This is a genomic window from Mesorhizobium sp. WSM4836, assembly GCF_055811815.1.
Genome location: NZ_JBVVQF010000014.1, coordinates 141,262 through 163,412 on the forward strand (window position 1 = coordinate 141,262; position 22,151 = coordinate 163,412).

19 protein-coding genes and 1 pseudogene are annotated in these 22,151 nt (G+C 61.1%); 7 read left to right on the forward strand and 13 right to left on the reverse strand.

Features of this window, described 5'->3' with window-relative positions; translation table 11 throughout:
• Positions 1-46: 46 nt before the first annotated feature.
• Positions 47-4,615 carry an alpha/beta fold hydrolase gene (locus tag AC0L2P_RS18090; RefSeq protein ID WP_473502708.1) on the reverse strand — a complete coding sequence of 1,523 codons (4,569 nt, stop codon included), beginning with the start codon at positions 4,613-4,615 and terminating at the stop codon, positions 47-49.
• Between AC0L2P_RS18090 and AC0L2P_RS18095 the strand changes: the two genes are divergently transcribed.
• Positions 4,517-4,792, forward strand: a complete 276-nt coding sequence (locus tag AC0L2P_RS18095) for a hypothetical protein (RefSeq protein ID WP_473502711.1) — start codon at positions 4,517-4,519, stop codon at positions 4,790-4,792. The two genes, AC0L2P_RS18090 and AC0L2P_RS18095, sit on opposite strands and share 99 nt — an antisense overlap.
• Positions 4,793-4,995: 203 nt before the next feature.
• On the opposite strand, the gene cysK is transcribed toward AC0L2P_RS18095, so the two are convergent.
• Together cysK and AC0L2P_RS18105 are read right to left on the reverse strand one after the other, a co-directional pair.
• Positions 4,996-6,489 carry a cysteine synthase A gene (gene cysK / locus AC0L2P_RS18100; RefSeq protein WP_473502667.1) on the reverse strand — a complete coding sequence of 498 codons (1,494 nt, stop codon included), beginning with the start codon at positions 6,487-6,489 and terminating at the stop codon, positions 4,996-4,998.
• A gap of 124 nt (positions 6,490-6,613) precedes the next feature.
• Positions 6,614-7,888 carry an MFS transporter gene (locus AC0L2P_RS18105; RefSeq protein ID WP_473502668.1) on the reverse strand — a complete coding sequence of 425 codons (1,275 nt, stop codon included), beginning with the start codon at positions 7,886-7,888 and terminating at the stop codon, positions 6,614-6,616.
• 982 nt (positions 7,889-8,870) lie between these two features.
• On the opposite strand from AC0L2P_RS18105, the gene AC0L2P_RS18110 reads away from it, so the two are divergent.
• From AC0L2P_RS18110 to AC0L2P_RS18120, 3 genes are all read left to right on the forward strand, one after another.
• Entirely contained in the window at positions 8,871-9,512 is a 642-nt protein-coding gene (locus AC0L2P_RS18110; protein ID WP_473502669.1) for a TetR/AcrR family transcriptional regulator, read from the forward strand.
• Complete coding sequence (locus tag AC0L2P_RS18115; protein ID WP_473502670.1) at positions 9,502-9,954, forward strand: cupin domain-containing protein; 453 nt, start codon at positions 9,502-9,504, stop codon at positions 9,952-9,954. Before AC0L2P_RS18110 ends, AC0L2P_RS18115 begins: the two co-directional genes overlap by 11 nt.
• A 342-nt stretch (positions 9,955-10,296) precedes the next feature.
• Positions 10,297-10,539 (forward strand): hypothetical protein, encoded by a 243-nt coding sequence (locus tag AC0L2P_RS18120; protein WP_473502671.1) that lies wholly within the window; start codon positions 10,297-10,299, stop codon positions 10,537-10,539.
• A gap of 36 nt (positions 10,540-10,575) precedes the next feature.
• On the opposite strand, the gene AC0L2P_RS18125 is transcribed toward AC0L2P_RS18120, so the two are convergent.
• Positions 10,576-11,016: a hypothetical protein gene (locus AC0L2P_RS18125; protein WP_473502712.1), complete on the reverse strand. Its 441-nt coding sequence runs from the start codon at positions 11,014-11,016 to the stop codon at positions 10,576-10,578.
• Between AC0L2P_RS18125 and fghA the strand changes: the two genes are divergently transcribed.
• On the forward strand, positions 10,960-11,811 hold the full coding sequence (fghA, locus tag AC0L2P_RS18130; protein WP_473502672.1) for an S-formylglutathione hydrolase: 852 nt from the start codon (positions 10,960-10,962) through the stop codon (positions 11,809-11,811). The two genes, AC0L2P_RS18125 and fghA, sit on opposite strands and share 57 nt — an antisense overlap.
• 22 nt (positions 11,812-11,833) lie before the next feature.
• Here the strand turns inward: fghA and pqqE are convergent, their stop codons facing one another.
• The 8 genes and pseudogenes from pqqE to AC0L2P_RS18170 form a co-directional block, all read right to left on the reverse strand.
• The gene (pqqE, locus tag AC0L2P_RS18135) at positions 11,834-12,955 is read right to left on the reverse strand and encodes a pyrroloquinoline quinone biosynthesis protein PqqE (RefSeq protein ID WP_473502673.1); all 1,122 of its coding nucleotides are present in this window, start codon (positions 12,953-12,955) and stop codon (positions 11,834-11,836) included.
• Complete coding sequence (gene pqqD / locus AC0L2P_RS18140; protein WP_473502674.1) at positions 12,952-13,248, reverse strand: pyrroloquinoline quinone biosynthesis peptide chaperone PqqD; 297 nt, start codon at positions 13,246-13,248, stop codon at positions 12,952-12,954. The genes pqqE and pqqD overlap by 4 nt, the downstream gene beginning before the upstream one ends.
• A complete protein-coding gene (gene pqqC, locus AC0L2P_RS18145) occupies positions 13,245-14,003 on the reverse strand; it encodes a pyrroloquinoline-quinone synthase PqqC (protein WP_473502675.1) in 759 nt (252 codons plus the stop codon). The genes pqqD and pqqC overlap by 4 nt, the downstream gene beginning before the upstream one ends.
• Positions 14,000-14,938, reverse strand: coding sequence for a pyrroloquinoline quinone biosynthesis protein PqqB (pqqB, locus tag AC0L2P_RS18150; RefSeq protein ID WP_473502676.1), 939 nt, complete (start codon positions 14,936-14,938; stop codon positions 14,000-14,002). Before pqqB ends, pqqC begins: the two co-directional genes overlap by 4 nt.
• Positions 14,939-15,347: 409 nt before the next feature.
• Positions 15,348-15,901: pseudogene (locus AC0L2P_RS18155) on the reverse strand (PQQ-dependent catabolism-associated CXXCW motif protein).
• Positions 15,902-15,939: 38 nt separating this feature from the next.
• Positions 15,940-16,803: a substrate-binding domain-containing protein gene (locus AC0L2P_RS18160; RefSeq protein ID WP_473502677.1), complete on the reverse strand. Its 864-nt coding sequence runs from the start codon at positions 16,801-16,803 to the stop codon at positions 15,940-15,942.
• 1 nt (position 16,804) lies between these two features.
• Positions 16,805-17,329, reverse strand: coding sequence for a c-type cytochrome, methanol metabolism-related (locus tag AC0L2P_RS18165; RefSeq protein WP_352854905.1), 525 nt, complete (start codon positions 17,327-17,329; stop codon positions 16,805-16,807).
• A gap of 145 nt (positions 17,330-17,474) precedes the next feature.
• Positions 17,475-19,376 carry a methanol/ethanol family PQQ-dependent dehydrogenase gene (locus tag AC0L2P_RS18170; protein WP_352978108.1) on the reverse strand — a complete coding sequence of 634 codons (1,902 nt, stop codon included), beginning with the start codon at positions 19,374-19,376 and terminating at the stop codon, positions 17,475-17,477.
• Between the two features lie 669 nt (positions 19,377-20,045).
• Here AC0L2P_RS18170 and AC0L2P_RS18175 point away from each other — a divergent pair.
• Both AC0L2P_RS18175 and AC0L2P_RS18180 read left to right on the forward strand, forming a co-directional pair.
• Positions 20,046-20,399: a hypothetical protein gene (locus AC0L2P_RS18175; RefSeq protein ID WP_473502709.1), complete on the forward strand. Its 354-nt coding sequence runs from the start codon at positions 20,046-20,048 to the stop codon at positions 20,397-20,399.
• Between the two features lie 358 nt (positions 20,400-20,757).
• Entirely contained in the window at positions 20,758-20,910 is a 153-nt protein-coding gene (locus tag AC0L2P_RS18180) for a hypothetical protein (RefSeq protein WP_473502678.1), read from the forward strand.
• 30 nt (positions 20,911-20,940) lie between these two features.
• Here AC0L2P_RS18180 and AC0L2P_RS18185 read toward each other — a convergent pair whose 3' ends face one another.
• The gene (locus AC0L2P_RS18185) at positions 20,941-21,630 is read right to left on the reverse strand and encodes a DUF899 family protein (protein ID WP_473502679.1); all 690 of its coding nucleotides are present in this window, start codon (positions 21,628-21,630) and stop codon (positions 20,941-20,943) included.
• Positions 21,631-22,151 lie beyond the last annotated feature (521 nt).

Consider the following 22,151-nt stretch of genomic DNA (forward strand, 5'->3'; position numbering starts at 1 on the left):
ACACGCAGCACAAACCCTTCGAAGCAGATCCGTGGATGCGGAGGGATCACACTGTAGCTTCTATGCGATCGCGCACGATACCTGCGGCCGGGTCCTCCGTGTCGGAGAAATCCTCCCGCATCTGCATTTCTGTATAAAGCCTGTCGGCTTCCGCGAGAGCGGCTTCCGCGCCAGCGATCTTGCCGCGCCGCTTCGCAAACCCGAGAGCTAGCAAGGAGCGGGCAAGCTCCGGCCGCAATTCAACCCGCCTGGCAAGATTGCAGGCCTGTTCGAGCAAGCTAATGGCCGATCTGGAAGGTTTCAGCTCGGCAAGGCCGCGCAGTACGATGATCTCGCTCCATGGATCGCCGCGCCCCCGTGCAAGCTCGAGCGCATGACCGAGATTGGCCGCGGCTTCCGGCTCATGCAGGCGCGCACGCACGCATGCGAGCACTGCGCGCGCATGACATTCGAACTGGGCAAGATCGAGCCGCTCAGACTCGGTCACCGCCATTTCCAAGGTGGCGCCCGCGTCGTGGCTGCGGCCGAGCAGGAATTCCGCATGCCCGAGCACCGTCAACAGCCATGGCCGGAGTAGGACAGATCCGCTGGTCGCGGCTTCGGAGGACCACAACTGCAGCGTCTCTATAAGCGCCGGCTCGGGCCCGCGCAGGACGCCCACCACACCGGCGAAATAGGCGGCCGCGCAGCTGTCGATCGGGCGCGCCACTTCGGCAGCGACCTTCTGCAGTTCGGCAAGCGAACGCTCCGCATCGTCAAACCGGCCAAGGCGCGCTTCCGCCTGCGCGCGGTGCCCCAGGTACCAAACCGCGCGAGCACCGAGCTGTCCGAAACGCTCAAGACGCCAAGCTTTGGTGAATCTCTCCTCATGCGGAACAAGCCGCTCCAGCACCTGCCGCGCCTCGCTGCGGATCAGAAGCGCCTGTGAAGCGGCCAGATCCGACTCGCTTATGCAGCGCTGCACGCCGTTTGCCGTGGCGCCGCGCTTGAGTGTATCGGCCGGTTCCAGCGCCTCCTCGTAGCGGCCATGGGAGCTGTTGAGATAGCTCAAGTGGAGCAACACGTCGGAGATGAGTTGCGGATCGCCCAGTTCCATGGCCAGTTCGCGCGCTTCCAGCAACTGCGGCAGCGCTTTCCGGTAGGCCCCGAGGGCGCCGTAGGCGGGCCGCATCCGCACCCGCAGGTTGATCGCCTGGGCGAGTGTTTTCGGATTTCGGGGCAACCCGGCGACCGCTTTGCGGGCGCTTTCGAGGAACTGAACCGCGGCCGAATAGGCCGAGCGTTCCTCGGCCCGACCCGCCGCTTGCAGCAGATAGTCAGCGGCCGGTTCCCATGCCTCGGCACGAAGCGCATGTTCGGCCAGTTCCTCGATGTGGTGGTTCAGAGATCCGGCATAGAGTCTGTCCATCGCAACCAATGCAGCCCGATGCAGCCTTTTTCGATCGTCCGCCAGGAGCGATTCGTAGGTCACCTTCAGCGTCAACGCGTGCTTGAACGTATACTCCACATGAGGATAGCTCTGGACCTCGAACAGGAATTCCAGACTCTGCAGTTTGGCCAGGCATACCTCCAGCTCCGTCTCCGGCAGCGGCGATAATGCCCTCAGCAGCGGATACGGGACATTCTTGCCGATAACCGAAGCCAGTTGGAGTGCCTGCCTTTCCGAGTCACCCAGCTGCTGAATGCGTGCGGCGATGAGCGATTGAACCGTCGACGGGATGGTGATGGACTCCACCGGCCTCTTGAGCTCGTAGCGGCCGGACTGGCCGGCAAGGGCACCGTCCGCAATCAGTCCGCGTACCATTTCTTCCAAAAATAGCGGCGTACCCTCGGCCCGCTCGGTAAGCGATTGCCGCAGTTCCCCCAGGCCGGGATCGGATCCCAGCAATTCTGTGAGGAACTGCTCCATTTCATCCCGCGCGAACCGCTCCAGCCTTATCTGCTGGAAATAGCCGCGGCGGTTCCATTCGTGCCGGTACTGTGGCCTGTAGGTGGCGAGCAGCATGATACGGTTGGCCCCCATGACCTCGACCAGCCTATTCATAACGGCCTCGCTCTCGGCATCGATCCAGTGCAAATCCTCGATAAGCACGGCGACGGGTGCGGCACGGCTCAACGCAACGAGAAAAGCGCTCATCGCTTCGGATACACGTGAGGTCCGCTCCCGCGCATCGAGATGCCGCCAGGAAGAATCGTTGACCGGCAGGTCCGCGAGGAAGGAGAGCGGCGCCGTGTGACGTGGATCCAGGTTCAACTCCGCCTGTTTGAAGGCAAACAGGCGCTCGGCTTCCGCCAAGCCGTCTTCGCCGCGAATGCCGCAGGCCGAGAGCAGCAGCTTCTTTACAGCCCCGAGAGCAACTGACGAATCAAATTCCAGACCGCCGCATTCAAGCACAGTAAAACCGGCCACCTCATCGAGGGAGAGAAATTCATGGGCAAGCCTCGACTTGCCCATGCCGGGGTCGGCGACGATCCCGACGACCTGGCCGTGGCCCTCCCTGACTCTGCGCCAGGTTGCAAGAAGGATTTTGAGCTCGAGCTCGCGCGCGACCAGTCCGGTGAGGCCGCGGTTGGCCCTCAGGTGCCAGCGCGACAGAGCGTGATTTTCGCCCAACAGCTCGTAAATGCGTTCGTCGCGGCCAAGTTGCGGATGCTCCGAATGGGCCAAGCGGTGCATCTGCACATAGCCCCCGGCGGCTGCGCGCGCCCGGCCTGTCGCGGCGATCGTCGCACGGTGCAAGGCACGCATCAGCCGGTTGGCCGCACGCGGCGCCGCTCCAGCCAGTTCAACCTTGCTGGCTTCGGTCGTCCATTGCTGCCGTACGATCACCTCGCCGGTGTCTATTGCGGCCCTCAACTGGATCCCGCCCTGGGAAAGCTCCTCTACCGCCAGCTTGGCCGCAAGCGCGGCGCGGCACGCAAGATAAGCGTGATCCTCGGTGGCGCGAGCGAGGCCGAATGCTGCGGTGATTGTCCCGTCAGCAGCCGACGTGACGACCCCGCCGTGACTTTCCACGACTTCTATCACCCGATCCTCGACGGGCTGGAATTCGCGGATTGCCACTTCCGGATCCGCCGTTTCGAGGAGATGCACGGGACTGATCACTTCCGCGGCCAGTACCGTTATGTACTGCCGAGAGCGGTTGATTCCCAAGGACGCCGGAGGGCCGGCCAATTGCTGCGTCTGTTCAGGGTCGGCAAGGAAACGACGCGTTTCGTCCACGAAAGTCGCAAATGCCGGTTCATGGCCAAGCAGCACGTGGTTGACGCTGTCGAGCGCAACGAAACGGGCGCCGGGGATTTTGCCAGCCATCGCCTGGCCATGATCGAACGGAATGACCGCGTCCCCCGTGGCATGCATCACCAGGGTCGGAACGCGGACCCGAGGTAACAGCTCGTCCACGTCGATGACGGCGCCTTCCTCGAAGATGCGATGGGCAATCTCGGGCGAGACGGTATTGCGTTGCAGCTCGTTGTACCAATTCCTCTGTTCCGGCGTTGCTTGCGGAATGAAGAGGGAAGTGAACATCTGCCGAAACACCGGGTCGTCTTGGCCCCAGCCTTCCTGTATCAGCGCTCCCATTGCCTCGCGTCGCGCTATTTCGCGCTGATTGCCCCGTTTGCGCCAGCCTTTCGCAAATCCGCCATACAGCACCATCCCGGCCACGCGCTCGGGATGCCGGACGGCATAGGCGATCGAAACGGCGCATCCCTGGGAAATGCCAAGCAGGGAAACGCGGCGCAGACCGGCCGCATCGATGATGCTCTCCAGGTCGGCGACCATGGCCTCGAAGGATAGGTCGGCGGGATGCCGGTCCGACAGGCCGTTGCCGCGCTGGTCGTAGCGTATCAGCTGGTAATGCGCGGAGAGACCCTCGATCCAATGCTTCCACACCGGACTGTCCCATTCAAGCTCGAGATGGGACATCCAGTGGGCGGCCCTTACCAAAGGGGGACCTTGACCACTCAGGGAATAGGCGAGGCGCGCGCCATCAGGCGTCGTGCACCGGCGGATCTCTTGCGCAAGGACCCGCTCCGGCACAGGGCGGAGCTGTATCTTTGCCGCCGGCCAAACCTGAGGCGTGACGCTCTCACCGGTGGTAGCGGCCTCGGTGTCGGTTGTCGAAGCGCGGCTCTGGACCATGGCGGATTGCCGCGCTGCCTCGCTCAGCCGGCGGATGTCCGCTCGAAGAGCCTCGTCTTCGGGCTCCAACCCGTGCAGGACATGCGCGTACGGTAGCGCCCGGGCCGGCTCATGCGCCAGCCGGTCGACGAGTACCCGAAGGATGCGCAGCTGCGTCACGTGCAGTTCGTCGGCGGTCGCATTGCGCCAGGCCTCGAATTCCGGACAGCGCGGCAGTGAGAGGTCATCCAGGAAACGTCCGCGGAACGCTCCGGCGAGTGCCTCCAGCTTTTCCCCTTCGAGAGCCTCTATGTCGCGGGTGCCAAGGCCGCGGAGCGGCGCGATGTCCATTACGATTTCGCTGGTGTTCAGGCGAACTGCGTTGCGGTCGGCTTGCAGGACCTCGCCGTCCCCGAGGTCGACGACCTGTCGGATCTTGGAGAGACTCCAGCGCAGGGCGCCGCGAGGATCGTCCGGTACCTCCCAAAACATTTCGCAAAGGCGCTCGCGCCGCTGCGGGCGCTCTACGAGCGCAAGATAGGCCAGCAGCGCCCGCGTCTTTTTCGAAGGCGGCAAAGAAACGACCTCGCCATGGCGAAGGACGGTCAGATCTCCGAGAACGCGAATTTCGAGCGACACTTTGTTGATCCTAGTGCGCTGCTAATTTAGCGGTGGATTGTATCAAGTCCGTGCCGCTGCCGAAAGCGTTCGTTTCCGGAGCGCGAGGTTTCCGCCTGCGCTGATTTGCTCTTCTCTTGGTGGGAAGGCCGACATGGAACAGGTACAGGTGAAAGCCGAGCCGGAACGGGATCACGCCCGTTCCGCTCGCTTGACGGTGGCGACGGCACTCCGAAAAGCCCCGGAGGCGGATATCACGCTGCCGCGCGCACCCATCGGGGCAGCAGGCTCTCGGGATTTGCGCATGCGCCGGGGGTGTAGTTTGCGCCGACGAACTCCAGCCGGGCGGCGAGCGTGCCGTCCCGCCATGCCGCAAGCGTATCCATGCAGCCACCGATATGCTCGCCGCCGACAAAGACCTGCGGAATTGTAGGCGAATCGACCCGGGCCCTCAGGGCTTTCCGGATTTCCCCGTCCAGGCCGTTTTTCTGGAGTTCCGGAGTATCGATTTCGATGGACCTGTAGGCGATTCCGGCACGGTCGAAAAGCTTTCTTACCGTCCAGCAGAATTCGCACCATGTCAGAGCGAACATGACCACCGGATGCTCCGGATCATGGATCGCCTTATCGACCATCGCATGCGCCGACTGATCGATTTGGATTTCGTTTACAGGTGCCGATGAAAGGGCGAAGGACGGCGGCCGGTCGAAGCGGTAGCCGGGTGTGGAATGAGAGAGCGCCTCTTCGGCGGGCGACATTTCCTCGCCAATGTGATCGAACAGGATTGTGCTGAGGTACCGCTCACCCGTATCAGGCAACATACAGAGCACGTTTCGGTCCGGGCCGACGCGTCGAGCAATTTCCAGTGCCCCGCTCAAGGTTGCCCCGCCGGAGATGCCCGCCAGTATTCCTTCTTCCGTCGCAAGCCGGCGCGCGGCTTCCAGAGCGCTGGCGCCTGAAACGGGTAAGATCTCGTCCACAAGATCGTCAGCCATCGCGTTGCCGACGATCTGCGGAATGAAATCAGGGCTCCAACCCTGCATCGGGTGTGGCCGGAAGCGAGTATGCGCCCGAGTCGGCAGTCCGTGTTCGTCGAAAGCTTGGGGAATGCCACTCGACAGCAGCGCCGAATTGTCGGGCTCGCACACTATGATCCGCGTTTCGGGCCGCTCGCGCTTGAGCACTCGCGCCACACCGGCAAGCGTTCCGCCGGTCCCGGTGCCGGTGACCCAGTAGTCGAGTGGACGGTCCTGGAACGCCGCAAGGATTTCGAGCGCTGTCGTGCGGGCGTGAATATCGGCGTTGACGGGCGTCTCGAATTGCCGGCAGAGGAACCAGCCATGCGCTCCGGCCAGCTCGACCGCCTTGGCGAGCATGCCGCTGCCGCGCTCTACCGCAGGGGTCAATACGACCTTGGCACCGAAAAAGCGCATCAGCTTGCGGCGTTCGAGGCTGGCGTTTTCCGGCATGACGATGACGAGAGGGTAGCCTTTCCTGGCGCAAACCATGGCAAGTCCTATGCCCGTGTTGCCGCTGGTTGCCTCGATCACCGTCTGGCCAGGCCGAAGTGCACCGGAACTCTCGGCTTCTTCGATGATGGCGGCGGCAAGACGGTCCTTGACCGAGCCGCCAGGATTGAACGCCTCGAGCTTGGCATAGAGCGAAGCGGCGCCGTTGTTGATACGGGAAAGGCGAACGACCGGCGTATCACCGATGGTGTCGAGAATGCTGTCGTGGATACTGCTCATCTCAGCTGATCCCTGCTTGGTGAGGACGGTGCTCCGCCCGTTTTTATCGATTTCTGAGGTTGGCAGGAGGCCGTGGTTTGCAACGTTCGAACCAACGTGGAATTGATGGACTTCGACGTTTGAATCAGCGGCTCATCGCTGGGTCCGGAAGGCGGCCGCATGGAACCTGCGCTCTCGCGCCGTATGATGCCGCCAGTACGCCCAGAACCACGAGATTGGCCGCACCTGCGACAAATGCCACCAGGAAAGCGGGCCCATAGCTGCCGAAAGTGTCATAGACAAAGCCGCCAAAATAACCGGCCACCCCCATGCCTACCCAGGCAATCAGCATGACGGTGCCGAGTGAATGGCCAAAGCGTTCGGCTGGTGCAAATTGGCGCACGCAAAGGATCAGACACGTCATGTTTCCGGCAAAGCCGAAGCCAAAAACCGCCGACAGCGCCAGCAGGCTCAGCTGCTGGTCCAGCGCGGGAAAAATCGCAACGCATGCAGTCTGAATAAACGACGCCAGGGCATAGGCAGAAATGTTGCCTGCCCGGTCGGCAAGAAGCCCGAATGCGATCCGCCCGATGGCGCCGAACAGCATGGCGATCAGCAGGCTGAGCGATCCGACATCCGAAGATCCGCACACGGCCGTGACGAAGCTCGTGAGATGCATCAGCGGGACGCCCATGCAGGCGCAGCAGAGGAAGGCTGCGGCAGATAGCAGCGTCACCGGGGAAAGATGGCCGCCTTGGAAGCCTGGCTTCGCTGAAAAATGCGCCGGTGCGGCAAGGATCCGATTTATCGGAGGCGCCTGAACCGCCGGCATGAAGATCGCCAGCGCAGCCGTCGTCGCCACAGCCATGATCGCGTATGCGAGGCGCCAGCCGACGCCGTCGATCAATGCATTTGCGGCGTAGGGCAGTATGCCCTGGCCCAGGGCTCCGCCTGCCGTGACGATCCCAACCGCCAGGCCGCGGCGGCGGTCGAACCAGAGCCCGGTCACGGCAAGGACCGGCGCATAGAGACAGGCAAAGCCTAGCCCGCCTAAAGCGAAGTTGGCCGCATAGATCTGCCAGAGCGAAGTGGCGAAGGAAAGCGCGGCGAGCGCGATCACCATGCCGGCCGAGCCGATCAATAGCAGGGTTCTGATATTCAAACGGTCCGCAAGCCGGCCCCAGAACAGCCCGCCCAAGGCCATACCGATGCTCGATAGCGTGTAGGCAAGGCTGATGTCGGCTCGCGACCAGCCAAATTCCGCCTCGAGCGGCCTGATGAAAACGGATGTGAGCGCCAGGCTGCCAAATCCGAAAGCCATGGCGATCGTGGCGCCGGCAGCAGCCAACAGGCCGCGCAGCCGTATTGCGCTGTCTCGAACCTTCCTGCCTGCCGCTGATGATATTTGATTATTCGACATGTTCCTGCCTCGAAGACCTCTTCGAAGCGGTCATCGGCCAGCGGTATGGAAGCAGGCGTGTGCGTCAGCGTGGAAAGCTCCAACGCAGGGCGTGGAAATGGCCTCGCCTGACCTGCAGCCTCGTTTCGGTGAGCGGCGGATCAATCAAATTGACTGGAGGGAACTCGCTTTTGGCGAACGACCCTTCTGGGACTTCCGAAGCTCGGAGAATGGCCAATTGCGATGCCCAGCGTGGTCGCCTGCAATGTCTTTTGTCGATGGCTCCGGCCATTACGGGGCTGTTTGACATTGTCACGATTGGGTCTGGTGCAGTCTTCTGTCCGGCCCGTTGATGCGTTCGCTCATGTTGACCGCCGGGCCAGGTGGGCAGCGATGCAAAGGGCCCGCATTTGAGGAGCAGACAAGCCGCTCAAGACAAAGGCGAGACAGCGGCAAACAATTGCGAATCCCGGGGTGCCTTGACCGCCGCATACAGGCTTTGTCGCCACGTATAACTCAGCACCCGGATGTCGTAGGAGAAGGAGTAAAATTCGGCAGCTCGCGCCCTACATTGGCGACGGCCTCACGCCACGACAGGTGTCGCTTGGGAGCACGCTGAAGATTTTCTTGCTAAAATCCCTGGCGGGCTGCGGGTTTTATTTCGAACTGTCGAGTGCGGCGGCTTCGACTGGGCTGCGAAAACTGGTCTCAGAAGGTGTGATTATCCCGGATGCCGCCGTGGTACTTGTCGGCACCTCCAGCGGCTTTTCCGAATTCCAGACCGTCTCGCATCTTGTTGTCGAATTGCCTAGCGTCGCTTTCTGCCTTGGAGTCCCCTCCTGTCGCTCTTGACGTGATCTGATCCTGAGCGGCATCGCGTCGTGGGTGTGCCCGCGCCTTCGACCGCATTGTTGTAGATAATTCGCGACACCTATAGTGACACCAATTGACAGCAGCTGAATTTAGTGGCACAGGGAGTGTCTCCAAATTTGGGACGAGCCGCATGTCTGATGTCCGTGCCTACAACAGCCCCCTGCGCGAAGAAAAAGCGCTAGAAACGCGCGAGGCGATCCTTGCCGCGCTGTTTGAATTGATGGGTACGGCGAGCGCTGCCGACGAGATCAGCACGGAAGCTATCGCGCAAAAGGCCGGAGTGCAGCGGCGGACCGTGTTTCGGCACTTCCCGACAAAGGATGAACTGCTGGCAGCTTTCTGGCCGTGGCTGAACGCCCGCATAGGCGTTTCAGCGACGCCTGCGAACTTGAAGGAGATCGTTTGTGGCCCGCGACAAGTCTTCTCACGGTTCGACACGCACGAGGCGGCGATCCGCGCCTCCCTGCATTCCCGGACCGGCCGCGAGATGCGGATGAGTACCGTGGGGCAGCGGCGCGCCAATTTCGCTCGCGCACTCGCTCCCGCCATCGCTTCGCTTACAGCCACTGAGGCTGGGAAGGTCGAGGCTCTGGCCCATTTGCTTTTTTCGGCCTCTGCCTGGGAGGTGCTGAAGGACTACGGCGGTCTTACCGGCACCCAAGCCGGCGAGACCGCATCCTGGGCACTTGAGGTGATCCTGTCCGCGGTCACCTCGGGTCACTCTCCTGCGGGCATGGCATCGCAAACGAAAGAGATAAGCAATGAAGATTGACGTCACCACCCCCAATGACGGCCAGACCCTCTGGGTCGTCGCTGATCGCATCCGCTTCCTGGGCGGTCTTGCGGGCTCGACCCTCGAACTGATCGAGGTGGAAGTCCCGCCGGGATCCGGCACCCCGCCGCACAGCCACGCGTCGCCCGAACTGTTCTATGTGATCGACGGTGAGCTCACCGTCCGCCACTTTGCCGCGGGCGGCCAGCCCGAGGTGACGATCGCGGGCCCGGGCACCTCGGTATGTCTCGGCCCGAGAGCGCCGCACAACTACTCGAACGACAGCGGCCACCCGGTGCGGATGCTCGTGCTCATCGAATCTTCCATGGTCGCCTTCTTCCGCGACATCGGCACGGCCGAGCCGCGGGCGCAGCCGGACTTCGCCCGGATCGGCGCGGCAATGCAGCACCACGGCATCGAGATGTTGACAATGGCGGCCTGAGTTGCAGCGCAGTTTGGGGATTCGTGCCCTTGCCAAGTTCGGCGCCGAGTGCCCCCGACCATCTACTCGATCGCGTTGTTGCCTTCGTGCAGCCGACATTCTACATGGATCATTGGGAGCTCACTCAGCACTGAACTGGTGGGTTCCCATTCTTGATGTCCCCATCTGACATGCTGCCAGCCACTTCAAATCGATAACCCACTCGCGCGATCCAGTTGTTCTATCCCCGCTCAGAAAATCCGGACTGTGCCGGTCCAGCCGATCAATTCTGTACGCTTCATACATGGATTTGAATAGAACCGTGGATAGGTTACTATCACCCTGGGTCTTGGGGAGGGTTGGATGAGTAAGGTGCAAAGGGTCACTCCGGTAGTAGAGCAAGCAATCGCCGCAGTCCTCAATAGGGAGGATCGTGGTGACACCATCTCGATCACAGCAACATTAAACGCAGCGCGGCAAGCGGCCCCTTTTCTGGTCGCATCCGACGAAGAGCTAACCGAGGCGATTGTCGAGGCAGCAACTGCCCTGGGCCTGTCAGTGGCTTTCGACAGTCGGGAACAGCCGTCGGCTCACAAGCGTGACTAAAACCGGAACATTGGTGTCATGCGTAGGGCCTTGCGGTTATAAGATAACGATCGCCCGCAAGATTTCTTGGTCGGTGCCCTGGCGCTTGCTGCGACTCGACGCGATGAAGCGTGCGTGTTCGTCCGCCATATAGCCGCGTCGAAGCTGCTGTCGCCGCCGAAAGCCGTGGCAAGTGCATTTGCGCAGCGCTCGGCGTCCCGGAAGCATCGCTGATGCCGTGCGCACTGAGCGCGTTGGGCAACTCTGCCCTAGCGAACGGCGTTTCGCTGCCTTGCTGCTAAAAACGGTCGGCGAAGGCAGACCATCCCCGACTCCGATCAAGAGGCCCTGCGCGCCAGCCGGTCCACCAAGGTTGCCGTGGTCGCCTCCGATGTCGTAGAGCCTATGGTCGGCGGCCAAAAAATTGGCGGAGAAGAATATATGCCAGAGCACCTGAAACTCGTCTCGACTGCCAAGTCGCATGACGGCGCGCAGCATGTTTACTCTCATCTCTCGACGAGCTGCTCGTGCGAAATGACGTTTGCCATTTTCGTGCCTCCGCAGGCACGGGAAAGGCGTTGCCCCGTGGTGTGGTACCTGTCCGGACTCAGCTGCACCCATGCGAATGTAATGGAAAAAGGCGAATACAGACGTATTGCCGCCGAACTTGGCTTGATCGTTGTCTGTCCCGACACCAGCCCGCGTGGTGCCGACATTCCGGATGAAAAGGATAATTGGCAGTTCGGCAGCGGCGCCGGTTTCTACCTCGACGCGACGCAAGGGCCGTATGCCAGGAACTATCGCATGTATTCCTATATCGTCGAGGAACTGCCAACCGTGATCGGGCGCGAATTTCCCGCCGATATGGCGCGCCAGTCGATCTTCGGCCATTCGATGGGCGGGCATGGCGCGCTGACGATCGCACTGAAAAATCCCGCGCGTTTCAGGAGTTGCTCGGCATTTGCACCGATCGTGCAGCCAAGCACAGCCGGCTGGTCGAAGCCGGCTTTCGAAAAATATCTCGGTCGGGATGAGGCCTCGTGGCGGCCCTACGATGCCACTTCGCTCATCGAGGATGGACACCGTTTCCCGGAATTCCTGATCGATCAGGGAACGTCAGACGGTTTCCTCCAGGAGGGTCTCAGGCCCTGGCTGCTCGAAGACGCCTGCTCCAAGGCAGGCATTCCGTTGAAATTGCGGATGCAAGACGAATACGATCACTCCTATTTTTTCATTTCGACATTCATGCATGATCATATGACGTGGCATGCCGAACGCCTTTCACGAGGCTAAGGCCGTAGGAATGGGTCGGCAGTCAGGCGGGCTCGGTGACGACGCCGATACGCCGGTAGACAAATGGTTCGTCTTTCGAAGGAACCGTCGCAGCGCGTTGGGCTTCGTCGATCAGCATTGCCATGCGCGCATGGATCGGCGATTTCGCGCAAGCCGGGTCCGTCGCGGCGGCATCGCCGGCGATTGCCATAGCCTGGCAGCGGCAGCCGCCCCAGTCGATCTCGCGCCGCTCACAGTTGCGGCAGGGCTCCTGCATCCAGTCCGTGCCTCGAAAGGCGTTAAAGGCCGGCGAATCGGTCCAGATCGCGGCCAGGCTGCGGGGTCCAAAACGCTCGAAGCTGAGCGACGGGATGGTCTGGGCCGCATGGCATGGCAGTACCGTGCCGTCCGGCGTCACCATGAAGGCGTCGCGCGCCCAGCCGCCCATGCACGGCTTGGGATAGATGGCGAAATAATCCGGCGTGACGAAATCGATGTTCATGATGCCAGTGAGCCGTTCGCGCGCCGCCGCGACGATCTCCGCCTGCCGGTCGACGGCAGCACGCTCGGGCATCAGTTGATCGCGATTGGTCAGCGCCCAGCCGGCGTACTGCACGTTGGCGATCTCGAGACGCTCCGCACCCAGCGAAAGGGCCAGATCGATGAATTCCGGTACCTCCTCGATATTGTGGCGATGGATTGGCGCGTTGATGGTAAGCGGCAAGCCGGCCGCGCGGGCGCGGCGTGCCGTTTCCAGCTTCTTTTCGTGGCTGCCCCTGTGATTGCCGATGCGCTCGGTGGTCGCCGGTCGTGCGCCTTGAAAGCTCAGTTGCAGATGGTCGAGCCCGGCTTCGGCAAATGCCTCGATGCGGCCGTCCGCAATGCCGACGCCGGCGGTGATCAGGTTGGTGTAGACGCCGCGCACCGAAAGCCCGGCGATCAATTGCTCGAGATCGCGACGCAGCGTCGGTTCACCGCCGGACAGATGCACCTGGAGAACGCCGAGATCGGCCGCCTGCGAAAACAGGTCGAGCCAGCTCTGCGTGTCCAGTTCGCGATTGGCCTTCAGCAATTCAAGCGGATTGGAGCAATAAGGGCATTGCAGCGGGCAGCGATGCGTCAGTTCCGCCAGCATGCCGATCGGGGGGAGAGGGGGCTCGCTCATAGCTTCACCAGCAGCTTGTCCGACCATTCCTGCAGGAAGGCGATGACATCGGCCGCCACAGCCTCCTGTTCGGCATCATAATCTGCGGCAAGGCCGGCAATGATGTGGCCGACCGTGGACCGCCCATCGCAGCGGCGCAATATGTCGAGGCTGATGTCGTTTGGCCAGAACACCTTTTCGGGCGAAAGCACGGCGAACGCCTGGCGCACGGGGTCATACTGTATGCGCACGTGCTTCGGCAGCGATGGAACCGACTGCGCCGACACAATGGCTCTTTCGCGCAGTGCCATCATTGGGCTGTGTCCGGACGGAAGGCGCCGGGCGGGACATTGCCCGGCTCGCCATAGGCGTGTTGAAGCGCGTCGAGCATGGCCCAGAGTATATCGCATTTGAACACCAGTGCATCGATCGCCTGCTGCTGGCGTTCCGCCGTGTCGGCATGTTCTAGCACATAGGCGAGGGCGAAATCGGCGTCGCGCGAGGCCTGGTCGGGCCGTCGGCTGAAATAGGCCAGCGTGTCCTCGGTGATATAATCGTACCTGGCCAGCATCGCGGATACCCGCTCGCCGATGATGAGCGGCGAGAACATCTCGGTCAGCGAGGACGCGACCGCCTCCAGCAGGGTCCGGTTCATGCAAAAGGAGAGGTAAGCGCCAACTGCAAAACGCGTCGCCGGCAGGGCCAGCCTCTCGCTCTTCACCGCGTCGGCGTCGAGACCGAGCGAGGTCGCCAGGTGCAGCCAGCGCGCGATACCGCCGCTCCAGCCGTCCTCGCCGTCATGATCCTCGATGCGTTTGCGCCAGGCGGCGCGAAACGCCGGATCCTCGGCATGCGCGAGGATCATGGCGTCCTTGCGCGGAATGACAGCCTGATAGCAATAGCGGTTCAGCGCCCAGGCCTGCATCTCGGTCCTCGACAGCGCACCGCTGGTCATCCTGTGATGGAAAGGATGGCGGTTGTGATAGCGCTCGGCACCGACCTGCCGCAGCACGCCTTCGAGCTCTCTGGAGGACAGGCCGTTGCTGGCTGCGCCGTGGAAATCACTCAAAGTTCCATCTCCATCCCGTCGCGACCCACTTCCCAGCCAGCCGCTTTGACTGCTGCATGCTCGGCAGAATTCTCGTCCAGAACAGGATTGGTGTTGTTGATATGGACGAAGACACGGCGGCCGATCCTCACATCGGCCAAGCCTGCGATCGACCCCGCGTCTCCCGACATTGCCAGATGCCCCATGCGCGCACCAGTCTTTTGGCCGACGCCGGCAGCAATCATCTCGTCGTCGGTGAAGACCGTGCCGTCGAACAGAAGGCATGCGGCATCGGCTAGACGCGTGCGCAGAGTCGTATCGATGCGTGCACAGCCGGGGATGTAGAAGACGGAGCCGCGACTGCCGGCACCGGCGATACGGACGCCGATCGTGTCGCCGGTCTCGGAGCTGAAATTGCGATCCGGCTGGTCTCTTTCCTCAAGATAGAGCGCTACCTTCCCCGGCACGGGAAAACTCTCGACAGCCACGCCGGTATCATTGCCGTCGGCATCGCCGATCGCCAGTTCCTGCGCCGGCGGCAAGATGCGTCGCGGCACGAGCGCAGGATCGAGGACATTGAAAATAGAATTCGCCTCCAGCGTCGCCAGAACCTGGGTCGTTGCATAGATCGCGAAAGGCTGCCGCTCACGCAGGCTGAGCAGGCCGGCGACATGGTCGACATCGGCATTGGTCAGCACCACCGCGCGAATAGGTGTCGAGCGCAGCGGCGCATCGTGCGCGGGTTGCAATTCTGGCGTTGCCGCGATCTGCTGGCGAATGTCGGGCGACGCGTTGAACAGAACCCAGCCGAGTCCATCCGCCGACGCGGCGATACTCGATTGGGTTCGTGAGTGCACGCCAGCTACCCCGATGCGAGCCGCACGGCTCAGACGATAATTGCAGTTCCATTGCGGAAAGCCACCGCCGGCCGCCGATCCGATGATTCTCAAGCGCATGAAAACGCCCGCCCCGCGGCTTCTCTGACCCGCAGGCAATCTGCAGCCGCAAAAAACGTCCCGCCCGCTTCGCCTGCCTCAAATTCTTTCACGAAAATCCCTTGCGGCAGGGGATGCGTGCCCCTGTTGCCAGGGACACGCACCTCTGCGGCCTACTTCTTGGGAGTAATTTCAGCAGGCAGATACCGCGAAATTTCAAAGCCCGCAGCAACCTGACACATGGTCGGTTTTGTCCAGCTCTTCTTCATAACATTTCTCCTCTTCTACCAGCCCGAAGGGGCCGATGCTGTCGTAGTCAACCATTGCAGGGCACCGAAGCAATGGGTCGTCCATCACGTTTCAAAATGGACAAATGAATCAGTAGGTCTTGAAAGTCGAAAAAAAGATCGAAAGTAGCTGTGGTCTTCCTTCAATTGTTCATTGCGTAGGGCTTCTTCTCCTCTAGCGGAAGACTTGCACCTTCCCAGCCATCCGCGCCGAGCGGGTACCAGATCACCGAACTGTAGCCCCACTCGACTGCCCGTTTCACGGCATTCCACGACATCCAACAATTCGTCATGCAATAGAACAGAATCGCGCGCGATTTGTCGGTGCCGGCCGCGGCTGCCAAGCCGTGGCGAAGGTAGTTGGCGGTCTCCTCCGAAATAGCGCCGTATCCTATATTGGCCAGCCATATGCTGCCTGGAATGTCCTTTCTGACCTTGTCTCTCCATATCGTTCCTGCCGGCAGATTGGTCGGCTTCGGCGTGTTCATCACGTCGAAGAAGACTGCCTTTTTCCCTCGCCACAGGCTTGCGCCTCCTCCGTGCTCGCCACTGTCGCAGCCTGCAGCGTGTCCGGCACGAGTGCCCGGTGTTCGTCCAGCCGGTAGCCGGCGGGCTCGTCAACCCCGCCGGCCCATGCCGGCTCCGCAACGCCCAGGAGACCCACCATGAGCAGCAAAACCGCTTCCTTTTCTTTCATCGCCTGCCACATTCCGGCCTCCGCTGGGTCCATCCCAACTATTGCGTGATCGGATTGTCGTGCTCGTCGATCAGCGGCACGTTGTAAGCTAGCAAGATCTTGGTGATCTCCGCCTGGTTTTCCCTGATCACCCGGTTGAGCGTCCGCTTCCATTCCTGGTCGGACGGACGTACGCCCATGGTGATGCGGTAAGACATGCGCGAGCCGGTTTTTTCCTTCAGCAGCGGAACGATCGTGACGTCGGCTCCGAGTTCCCGGGCATAGTAGCCCGCCATCGGACCCCACAGGACCGCCGCGTCGATCTTGCCGGCGAGCATGTCCTTGATCATGACCTCCCCCATGGAAGGAGTGACGCGCGTATCCACCGCCAGCGGGTAGATCTTGGCGGTCCGCAGAAGCTTGTTGGCGGCCATGTTGGCGGTTGGCGGCGTGCTTTCGACGACGCCGATTTTCTTGCCGGAAAGTTTCGGATCTTCGATCGTCTCGACGCCTTCCATGCCGTTGCCTTTCGGGTGGACGAGCACATAGGCGGAGCGATAGTAGGCATTGGTGTTCTGCACCAGCTCATCACCTTGGGCGTAGCCCATGATGATGTCGCATCGGTTGGCCCCCAGCGTGTTGCGCACAAAGCCGGTGACAGTGGGAAACCACGTGTAAGCGACTGATTTCCGCCCCGTCTTCTTGGCAACAAGTTCAGCCAGCTTGTTTTCGAAACCTTGGCCGTCCTTGTCGGTAAAGGGCATGTTCGAGGGATCGGCACAGACGCGCAGAATGTCGGGATCGACCAGTTCGCCCGCAGCGCCAAGCCCGGCATTTTGCGCCAGAACGTTCGACGACAGCAAGGCGAGCGCGCCGAGGATCGGCAGAAGGACGCGCAGCTTCGATGCAGTGTAGCCGCTCATATCATCCACCCATGCAGGATGCTTCGGCATCCTTGGCTGCCTGGGCCTTGTTTTCGTGCTTGGGCGGCCTGCCGCGGGGTGCCGCGCCATCGGCGCGCGCGCGCAGATAGACGTAGAGATCGTCCAGGTAGCAATAGACGTTCTTGTTGTCGCCAAAGGCAGGCATGACGTTTTCCTTGCCTCCGCCGACATTCTTGCGGCCCTCGGCGACGATCGACAGGAACGTGGCGTAATCCATATTCTTCAGGCTATTAGCCAGGGCAGGCGCATAGCTCGAACCCGTGGCGTCCTGTCCGTGACAGACATGGCAATCCGAGTGATACCGGCGGTACCCACTGAAGGTGTACCAATCGACGGTTCCGTTTTCGATCTTGTAGGTAGGATTTCCGTCCGCATCCAAATATTTGCCTCCTTCTTGCTTCACCGCCTTGGCTTTTTCCATGCTGTCTTCGGCCCGTGCCAGACTTGAGCTGGCCAGAGGCAGCAGGACCAGGGCGAGAGCGGAAACTGCAATGCGAACAATCATTCAGACACTTCCTTCGTTTGCCAGAAACCCTGGCCGCCGTCGTGCAGCGGCATTGTTCGGAGTTGCGCGAGCGGCGCAATCGAGAGCCCGGTTTCCGGCTTCGGGTGACCCGGGCTCTCGTTTTCCATGCTGGTCGTAACGTTCTTCAGTCCGGGAGGCCGAAGACGGTGAGCTGCCCGCCCAGCGTCGTATAGTCGGCAAGCGCCGCGTAACCGCCGACGGCACCCAGACCAGCGGTTCCAACCACTGCGGTCTGGTCGCCCTGCGCACGGCCCTGATCAACGGCGCCATGCCAGGCAGCGGCGTTATCGGGCGAAAGCAGCCCACCTGCCAGACCGATACCGGCCCATCCACCGACGCCGGACAGAACGGCGATGTACTGCTTGCCGTCATGCTCGTAGGTCGTGATGTTGCCGATGATGCCGGACGGGGTCTTGAACTTGTACAGTTCCTTGCCGTCCTTATCGACCGCCTTGATGTAGCCTTCGAGGGTACCGTAGAAGACGACGTCTCCATCGGTCGCCAATGCCCCCGACCATACCGAGAACTGCTCGGGCTTCGACCAGACGATCTCACCCTTGGCTGCATCCCAGGCAATGAAGTTGCCCATGTTGCCGTCACCGCCAGGGGCCGCATACATCGACACGGTTGCGCCAACATAAGGCTGACCGGCGGTGTAGCTGACTTTGTAAGGTTCGTAGTCCATGCAGACATGGTTGGTCGGCACGTAGAACAACCCGGTCTTCGGCGAGTAGGCGGCCGGCTGCTGGTCCTTGGTTCCAAGCGCGGCCGGGCAGATACCGGTCGAGTTGGTGTCTTCGCCGTTCTGCTGGGTCGAATACTTGGCGACGACCTGCGGGCGGCCATACTGGTCGCTCTTGGGATCCATGTTGACTTCCGTCGCCCAGTTCACTGCCGGATCGTATTTCTTGGCGACGAGAAGCTCGCCGGTGGCGCGATCCATGGTGTAGGCAAAGCCGTTGCGATCGAAATGCACCAGCACGTCGTGCTTGGCGCCATTGACCTCCATGCCATCGACCAGAATCATCTCGTTGATGCCGTCATAGTCCCACTCGTCATGCGGGGTCATCTGGTAGAGCCATTTGGCAACACCGGTATCCGCGTCGCGAGCCATGATTGTCATGGACCAGCGATTGTCGCCGGGCCGCTGGACCGGGTTCCACGTCGAGGGATTGCCGGTGCCGTAGTAGACGAGGTTCAGCTTGGGATCATATGAATACCATCCCCATGTCGTGCCGCCGCCTGTCTTCCACTGTTCGCCCTCCCAGGTGTTGGTGCCGGAATCCTTTCCGACAGGCTTGCCCAGATGGGTCGTCTTCTCGGGATCGAGAAGGGTGTCTGCATCAGGACCTTCCGAATAGGCTTTCCAGGCGAGCTTGCCGTCTTTCAGATTGTAGGCGGCCAACCAGCCGCGAACACCGAATTCAGCACCGGAGACGCCCACGAGCACCTTGTCCTTAATGACTACGGGTGCTGACGTGCCGGATTCGCCCTTTCCGCCGTCGGTCTGGTCGCCGTTTTTGACGGACCACACGACCTTGCCGGTCTTGGCATCGAGCGCGACGACGGTGGTGTCGGCCTGGTTGAGAATGATCTTGCCGTCACCATAGGCAACACCGCGATTTACCGTGTCGCAGCACATGATCGGAATGACGTTCGTGTCCTGCTTGGGCTCGTATTTCCACAGAATCTTGCCGTCGTTCTTGAGGTCGAGAGCAAAGACGTTGTTTGGGAAAGGCGTGTGGACATACATCACGTCGCCGATGATCAGCGGCCCGCCTTCGTGACCGCGCAGCACGCCGGTGGAAAAGCTCCATTTGACCTGCAGGTTCTTCACATTGTCGGCAGTGATCTGGTTGAGTTTGGAATAGCGGGTGTTGGCGTAGTCACCCGTCTGCATCGCCCAGTTCTTCGCATCCGATGCGAGCTTTGCAAGGTCTTCATTGGCCGAAGCCGTATAGGCGGCGCCGAGCGATAAAAAGGCCGCGGTCGTCAGAATGTAGGTAGTTTTCGCAAGTACACGCATCCAAAATCCTCCCGGGTTCACAGTGAAGAATCGACCGTCAAGCCACACAAGGGCTTGCCCAAGCAATTCATGTTGGGAAGTTATTTTCCGGCAGCTGTCACGACCTACCCAGAAGCAGAGGGCACCGTTACCGCCCGCCCCCCTTGGTCTTCGAAAGACTGCCGCCGCTCCCTGATGACGGTGGCGCTCTTGAAGCCGGAAACAGGAAAAAGCTATGTCATCGCAAAAGGCCAGGCAAGCAAAAACCTACAATGATCGTTGCACTGCAATATCGATTATGGTGCGATGCAACACATAGAGAAAATTAAAATAAGCGTCATACGATAAACTATTAAGAGGATGGCCAACAACCCAGACATATATAGAAGGCATATTGTTATGTATTCTTGAGGCGATACACATTTGATTTTATTTAGGCATTTTCTAGGAAGCACCTAACGGTAGGTATGCGTGCATCTCTCGGGCTGCCGATAGTAGGCGAAGCATGAAATGAACGCGCGAAGGGAGATGCGCGGCGGGTCATGAAGCTGGTTCTTGTCGGCCGATAGGGCATTCCTCCTTTGGTCCTATACCCAGGCCATGGGAGCTTGACTGGCTTTGCGGCACGTCGCCAATTGGAGCGATGATCCCGTCTGGATGCATGGTGTCCAGGCCAACTGGAGGTTCCTCATGATAAGGTCTGTTGGATCTCTCACCTTGCCGATGGCCTTTGCGGCGGCGCTGGCCTTTGCGAACTCGGTCAACGCCGCGGGAGACTATCCGACGGCAACGATTGCCGACTACGTGCTCGGCTGCATGCAAACAAATGGCCAGACACGTCAGGCGCTTGAAAGCTGTTCCTGCTCGATCGATGTTATCGCCTCGATCGTTCCTTACGATCACTATGAGAGGGCGGAGACCTTCAAAAGCATGTCGTTGACGACAGGGGAGGCGGCAGGGTTGTTTCGCGAAAGCGCGCCAGCCAAGGCGGCGCGCACTGAACTGAAACGCGCGCAGGCTGAAGCTGACGTACGTTGCTTTTAGTCAGGCGGAATGGGCACGCGTGGCCGTGCGCCTCACTGTCCCGCCGTTTCCATCGAAGAAGCGACTGTCTACTGGGCGTGGGCGGCTCCGGAGAGCCAACGAGCGTGCCGACAGCCAGGGTGATCGCGGCGAAGATGGCTGCGCGCGGCAAGCGAGTTGCCGGCTTCGGTAAACGTGGTTTTGCATTTCGAAGCCCTCCACCAATGTCAGAGAGGTGGTGCCCAGGCCATCGTTGGGGATAGGCCTTTGACGATGCACTGGCAAATCACGTGCAACGCAATTGTCGGTAGCAGATCATAAGTCCGGGTTGGATAGCGCACGATCTGTCCGGTAAATGCCGAGCCTTTCGAGGTTTGGAATGCGCCAGTTGGAAGCCCGTCAGGGTGTGCGAATGATGAAGTTTTTGGAGATTGTGGGCCGGAATGAGGCGTCGGAATTCTCTCAGTCGGAGGGCCAGCGCCGCCGCGCCGACCGCACGGACGAGGATGCGGTGCTTCATGGCGCGAGCTAGAACAGATCAAATGCACGCAAGTTGCGGATATCACCGCTTTGGCACGAACTCGAGCAACGGCGCGTACAGCGGTCCCACCAGCGGCGGATAGCGGCGGTAGGTGTTGTAGACCGCTCCGTCCTCTATCGCGAAGACGCTCCACCCTGCGCTCACCGACACGGCCGACTGGAGGTCCGGCGCACCCACTTCGTCCCGGTAATCCTGCAGCCATTGCGGGGCCTCGCGGAGCAGCTGTCCCATGTCGAACTCGTCGCGAGTGATTCCGGACATCTCCTCCCGGCGGAATGCGAAGCCGTAATCGAACAGGAAGTCGTCGCCGTAGCCCGACACGCAGGGCATCGTCCACCCGCGCTGTGCCTTGGTTGCCATCAGCTTCTCCAACGGCGCCAGCGACATCGCGATGAGCGTCACGTCGCGGTCTTTCACGTGCGTGATCATGCCGCTCAGCCCATCGCCGACCGAGGCGCACCCCGGGCACGCCGCCTTCCAGTCCTCTCCGTACATCAGGTGGTACATAAGGAGCTGCGACCGGCCATCGAACAGCTGCGGCAAGGACTTCGGCCCTTCGTCGGTGGCGAAGGTGTAGTGCTTCTCGACCGGCACCCAAGGCAACTCCCGCCGTTGCTCGGTGACGCGCTTTTCGTGCGCCGCCAGCTCCTGCTCGGCCGCCAGAAGCTCCTTACGGGCAGCCTGCCACTCCTGCTCAGTCGCGATCTTCATCCGACCTCCCTATGTTCGACCTCGTCCTTGTTGAAATCGCGCGGGAGCAGAAAATTCATCGGCCCCGCGAAGTCGACCGCCCGCGCGACCTGTTTGCCTTCTAGTCGCAGAACGGACACGGCGAGCGAACCCTAGGCTGTCTCGCCCGGCGGGCACAGGTAGATTGCAACGGAAGGCGCGTCGAAGCGACCGTACCGCGGCGGCCGAGGGCCGGTCAATTTGCGAAAGGTGCCCAAACAGCAAACCGGTTGGAGTGAGGCTACGCGTTCGGCCAATAGGCGTCAATGATGTGAACCCGCGTGTCGCTGCGCACTTCGCCTTCGCGCAGTCTGGAAACGAAACAGGACCTTTGTACGATTGACTTCCTTCATCGGCAGTCTAGCTTTTCGAGGCGTGCAGGTGCTGCCAGTCCGGGGAGGAAGGACGAATAGTTCGCTCTCCCGCGTAAAGCGTATGCCGGCGATCAAGGCATTGATACGCGTAAATTGTCCAGGGCACCTTGACGATCAATGAGGAAACGC

Coding starts and splice junctions, on each gene's coding strand:
- fghA (WP_473502672.1), top strand. CDS start 10,960: ATGCCAGAGCACCTGAAACTCGTCTCGACTGCCAAGTCGCATGACGGC.
- AC0L2P_RS18160 (WP_473502677.1), bottom strand. CDS start 16,803: ATGAGCGGCTACACTGCATCGAAGCTGCGCGTCCTTCTGCCGATCCTC.
- AC0L2P_RS18165 (WP_352854905.1), bottom strand. CDS start 17,329: ATGATTGTTCGCATTGCAGTTTCCGCTCTCGCCCTGGTCCTGCTGCCT.
- AC0L2P_RS18105 (WP_473502668.1), bottom strand. CDS start 7,888: ATGTCGAATAATCAAATATCATCAGCGGCAGGCAGGAAGGTTCGAGAC.
- AC0L2P_RS18180 (WP_473502678.1), top strand. CDS start 20,758: ATGCGCCAGTTGGAAGCCCGTCAGGGTGTGCGAATGATGAAGTTTTTG.
- pqqB (WP_473502676.1), bottom strand. CDS start 14,938: ATGCGCTTGAGAATCATCGGATCGGCGGCCGGCGGTGGCTTTCCGCAA.
- AC0L2P_RS18175 (WP_473502709.1), top strand. CDS start 20,046: ATGATAAGGTCTGTTGGATCTCTCACCTTGCCGATGGCCTTTGCGGCG.
- pqqE (WP_473502673.1), bottom strand. CDS start 12,955: ATGAGCGAGCCCCCTCTCCCCCCGATCGGCATGCTGGCGGAACTGACG.
- AC0L2P_RS18110 (WP_473502669.1), top strand. CDS start 8,871: ATGTCTGATGTCCGTGCCTACAACAGCCCCCTGCGCGAAGAAAAAGCG.
- cysK (WP_473502667.1), bottom strand. CDS start 6,489: ATGAGCAGTATCCACGACAGCATTCTCGACACCATCGGTGATACGCCG.
- AC0L2P_RS18185 (WP_473502679.1), bottom strand. CDS start 21,630: ATGAAGATCGCGACTGAGCAGGAGTGGCAGGCTGCCCGTAAGGAGCTT.
- AC0L2P_RS18115 (WP_473502670.1), top strand. CDS start 9,502: ATGAAGATTGACGTCACCACCCCCAATGACGGCCAGACCCTCTGGGTC.
- AC0L2P_RS18125 (WP_473502712.1), bottom strand. CDS start 11,016: ATGCTGCGCGCCGTCATGCGACTTGGCAGTCGAGACGAGTTTCAGGTG.
- AC0L2P_RS18120 (WP_473502671.1), top strand. CDS start 10,297: ATGAGTAAGGTGCAAAGGGTCACTCCGGTAGTAGAGCAAGCAATCGCC.
- pqqD (WP_473502674.1), bottom strand. CDS start 13,248: ATGATGGCACTGCGCGAAAGAGCCATTGTGTCGGCGCAGTCGGTTCCA.
- AC0L2P_RS18090 (WP_473502708.1), bottom strand. CDS start 4,615: ATGTTTTGGGAGGTACCGGACGATCCTCGCGGCGCCCTGCGCTGGAGT.
- AC0L2P_RS18170 (WP_352978108.1), bottom strand. CDS start 19,376: ATGCGTGTACTTGCGAAAACTACCTACATTCTGACGACCGCGGCCTTT.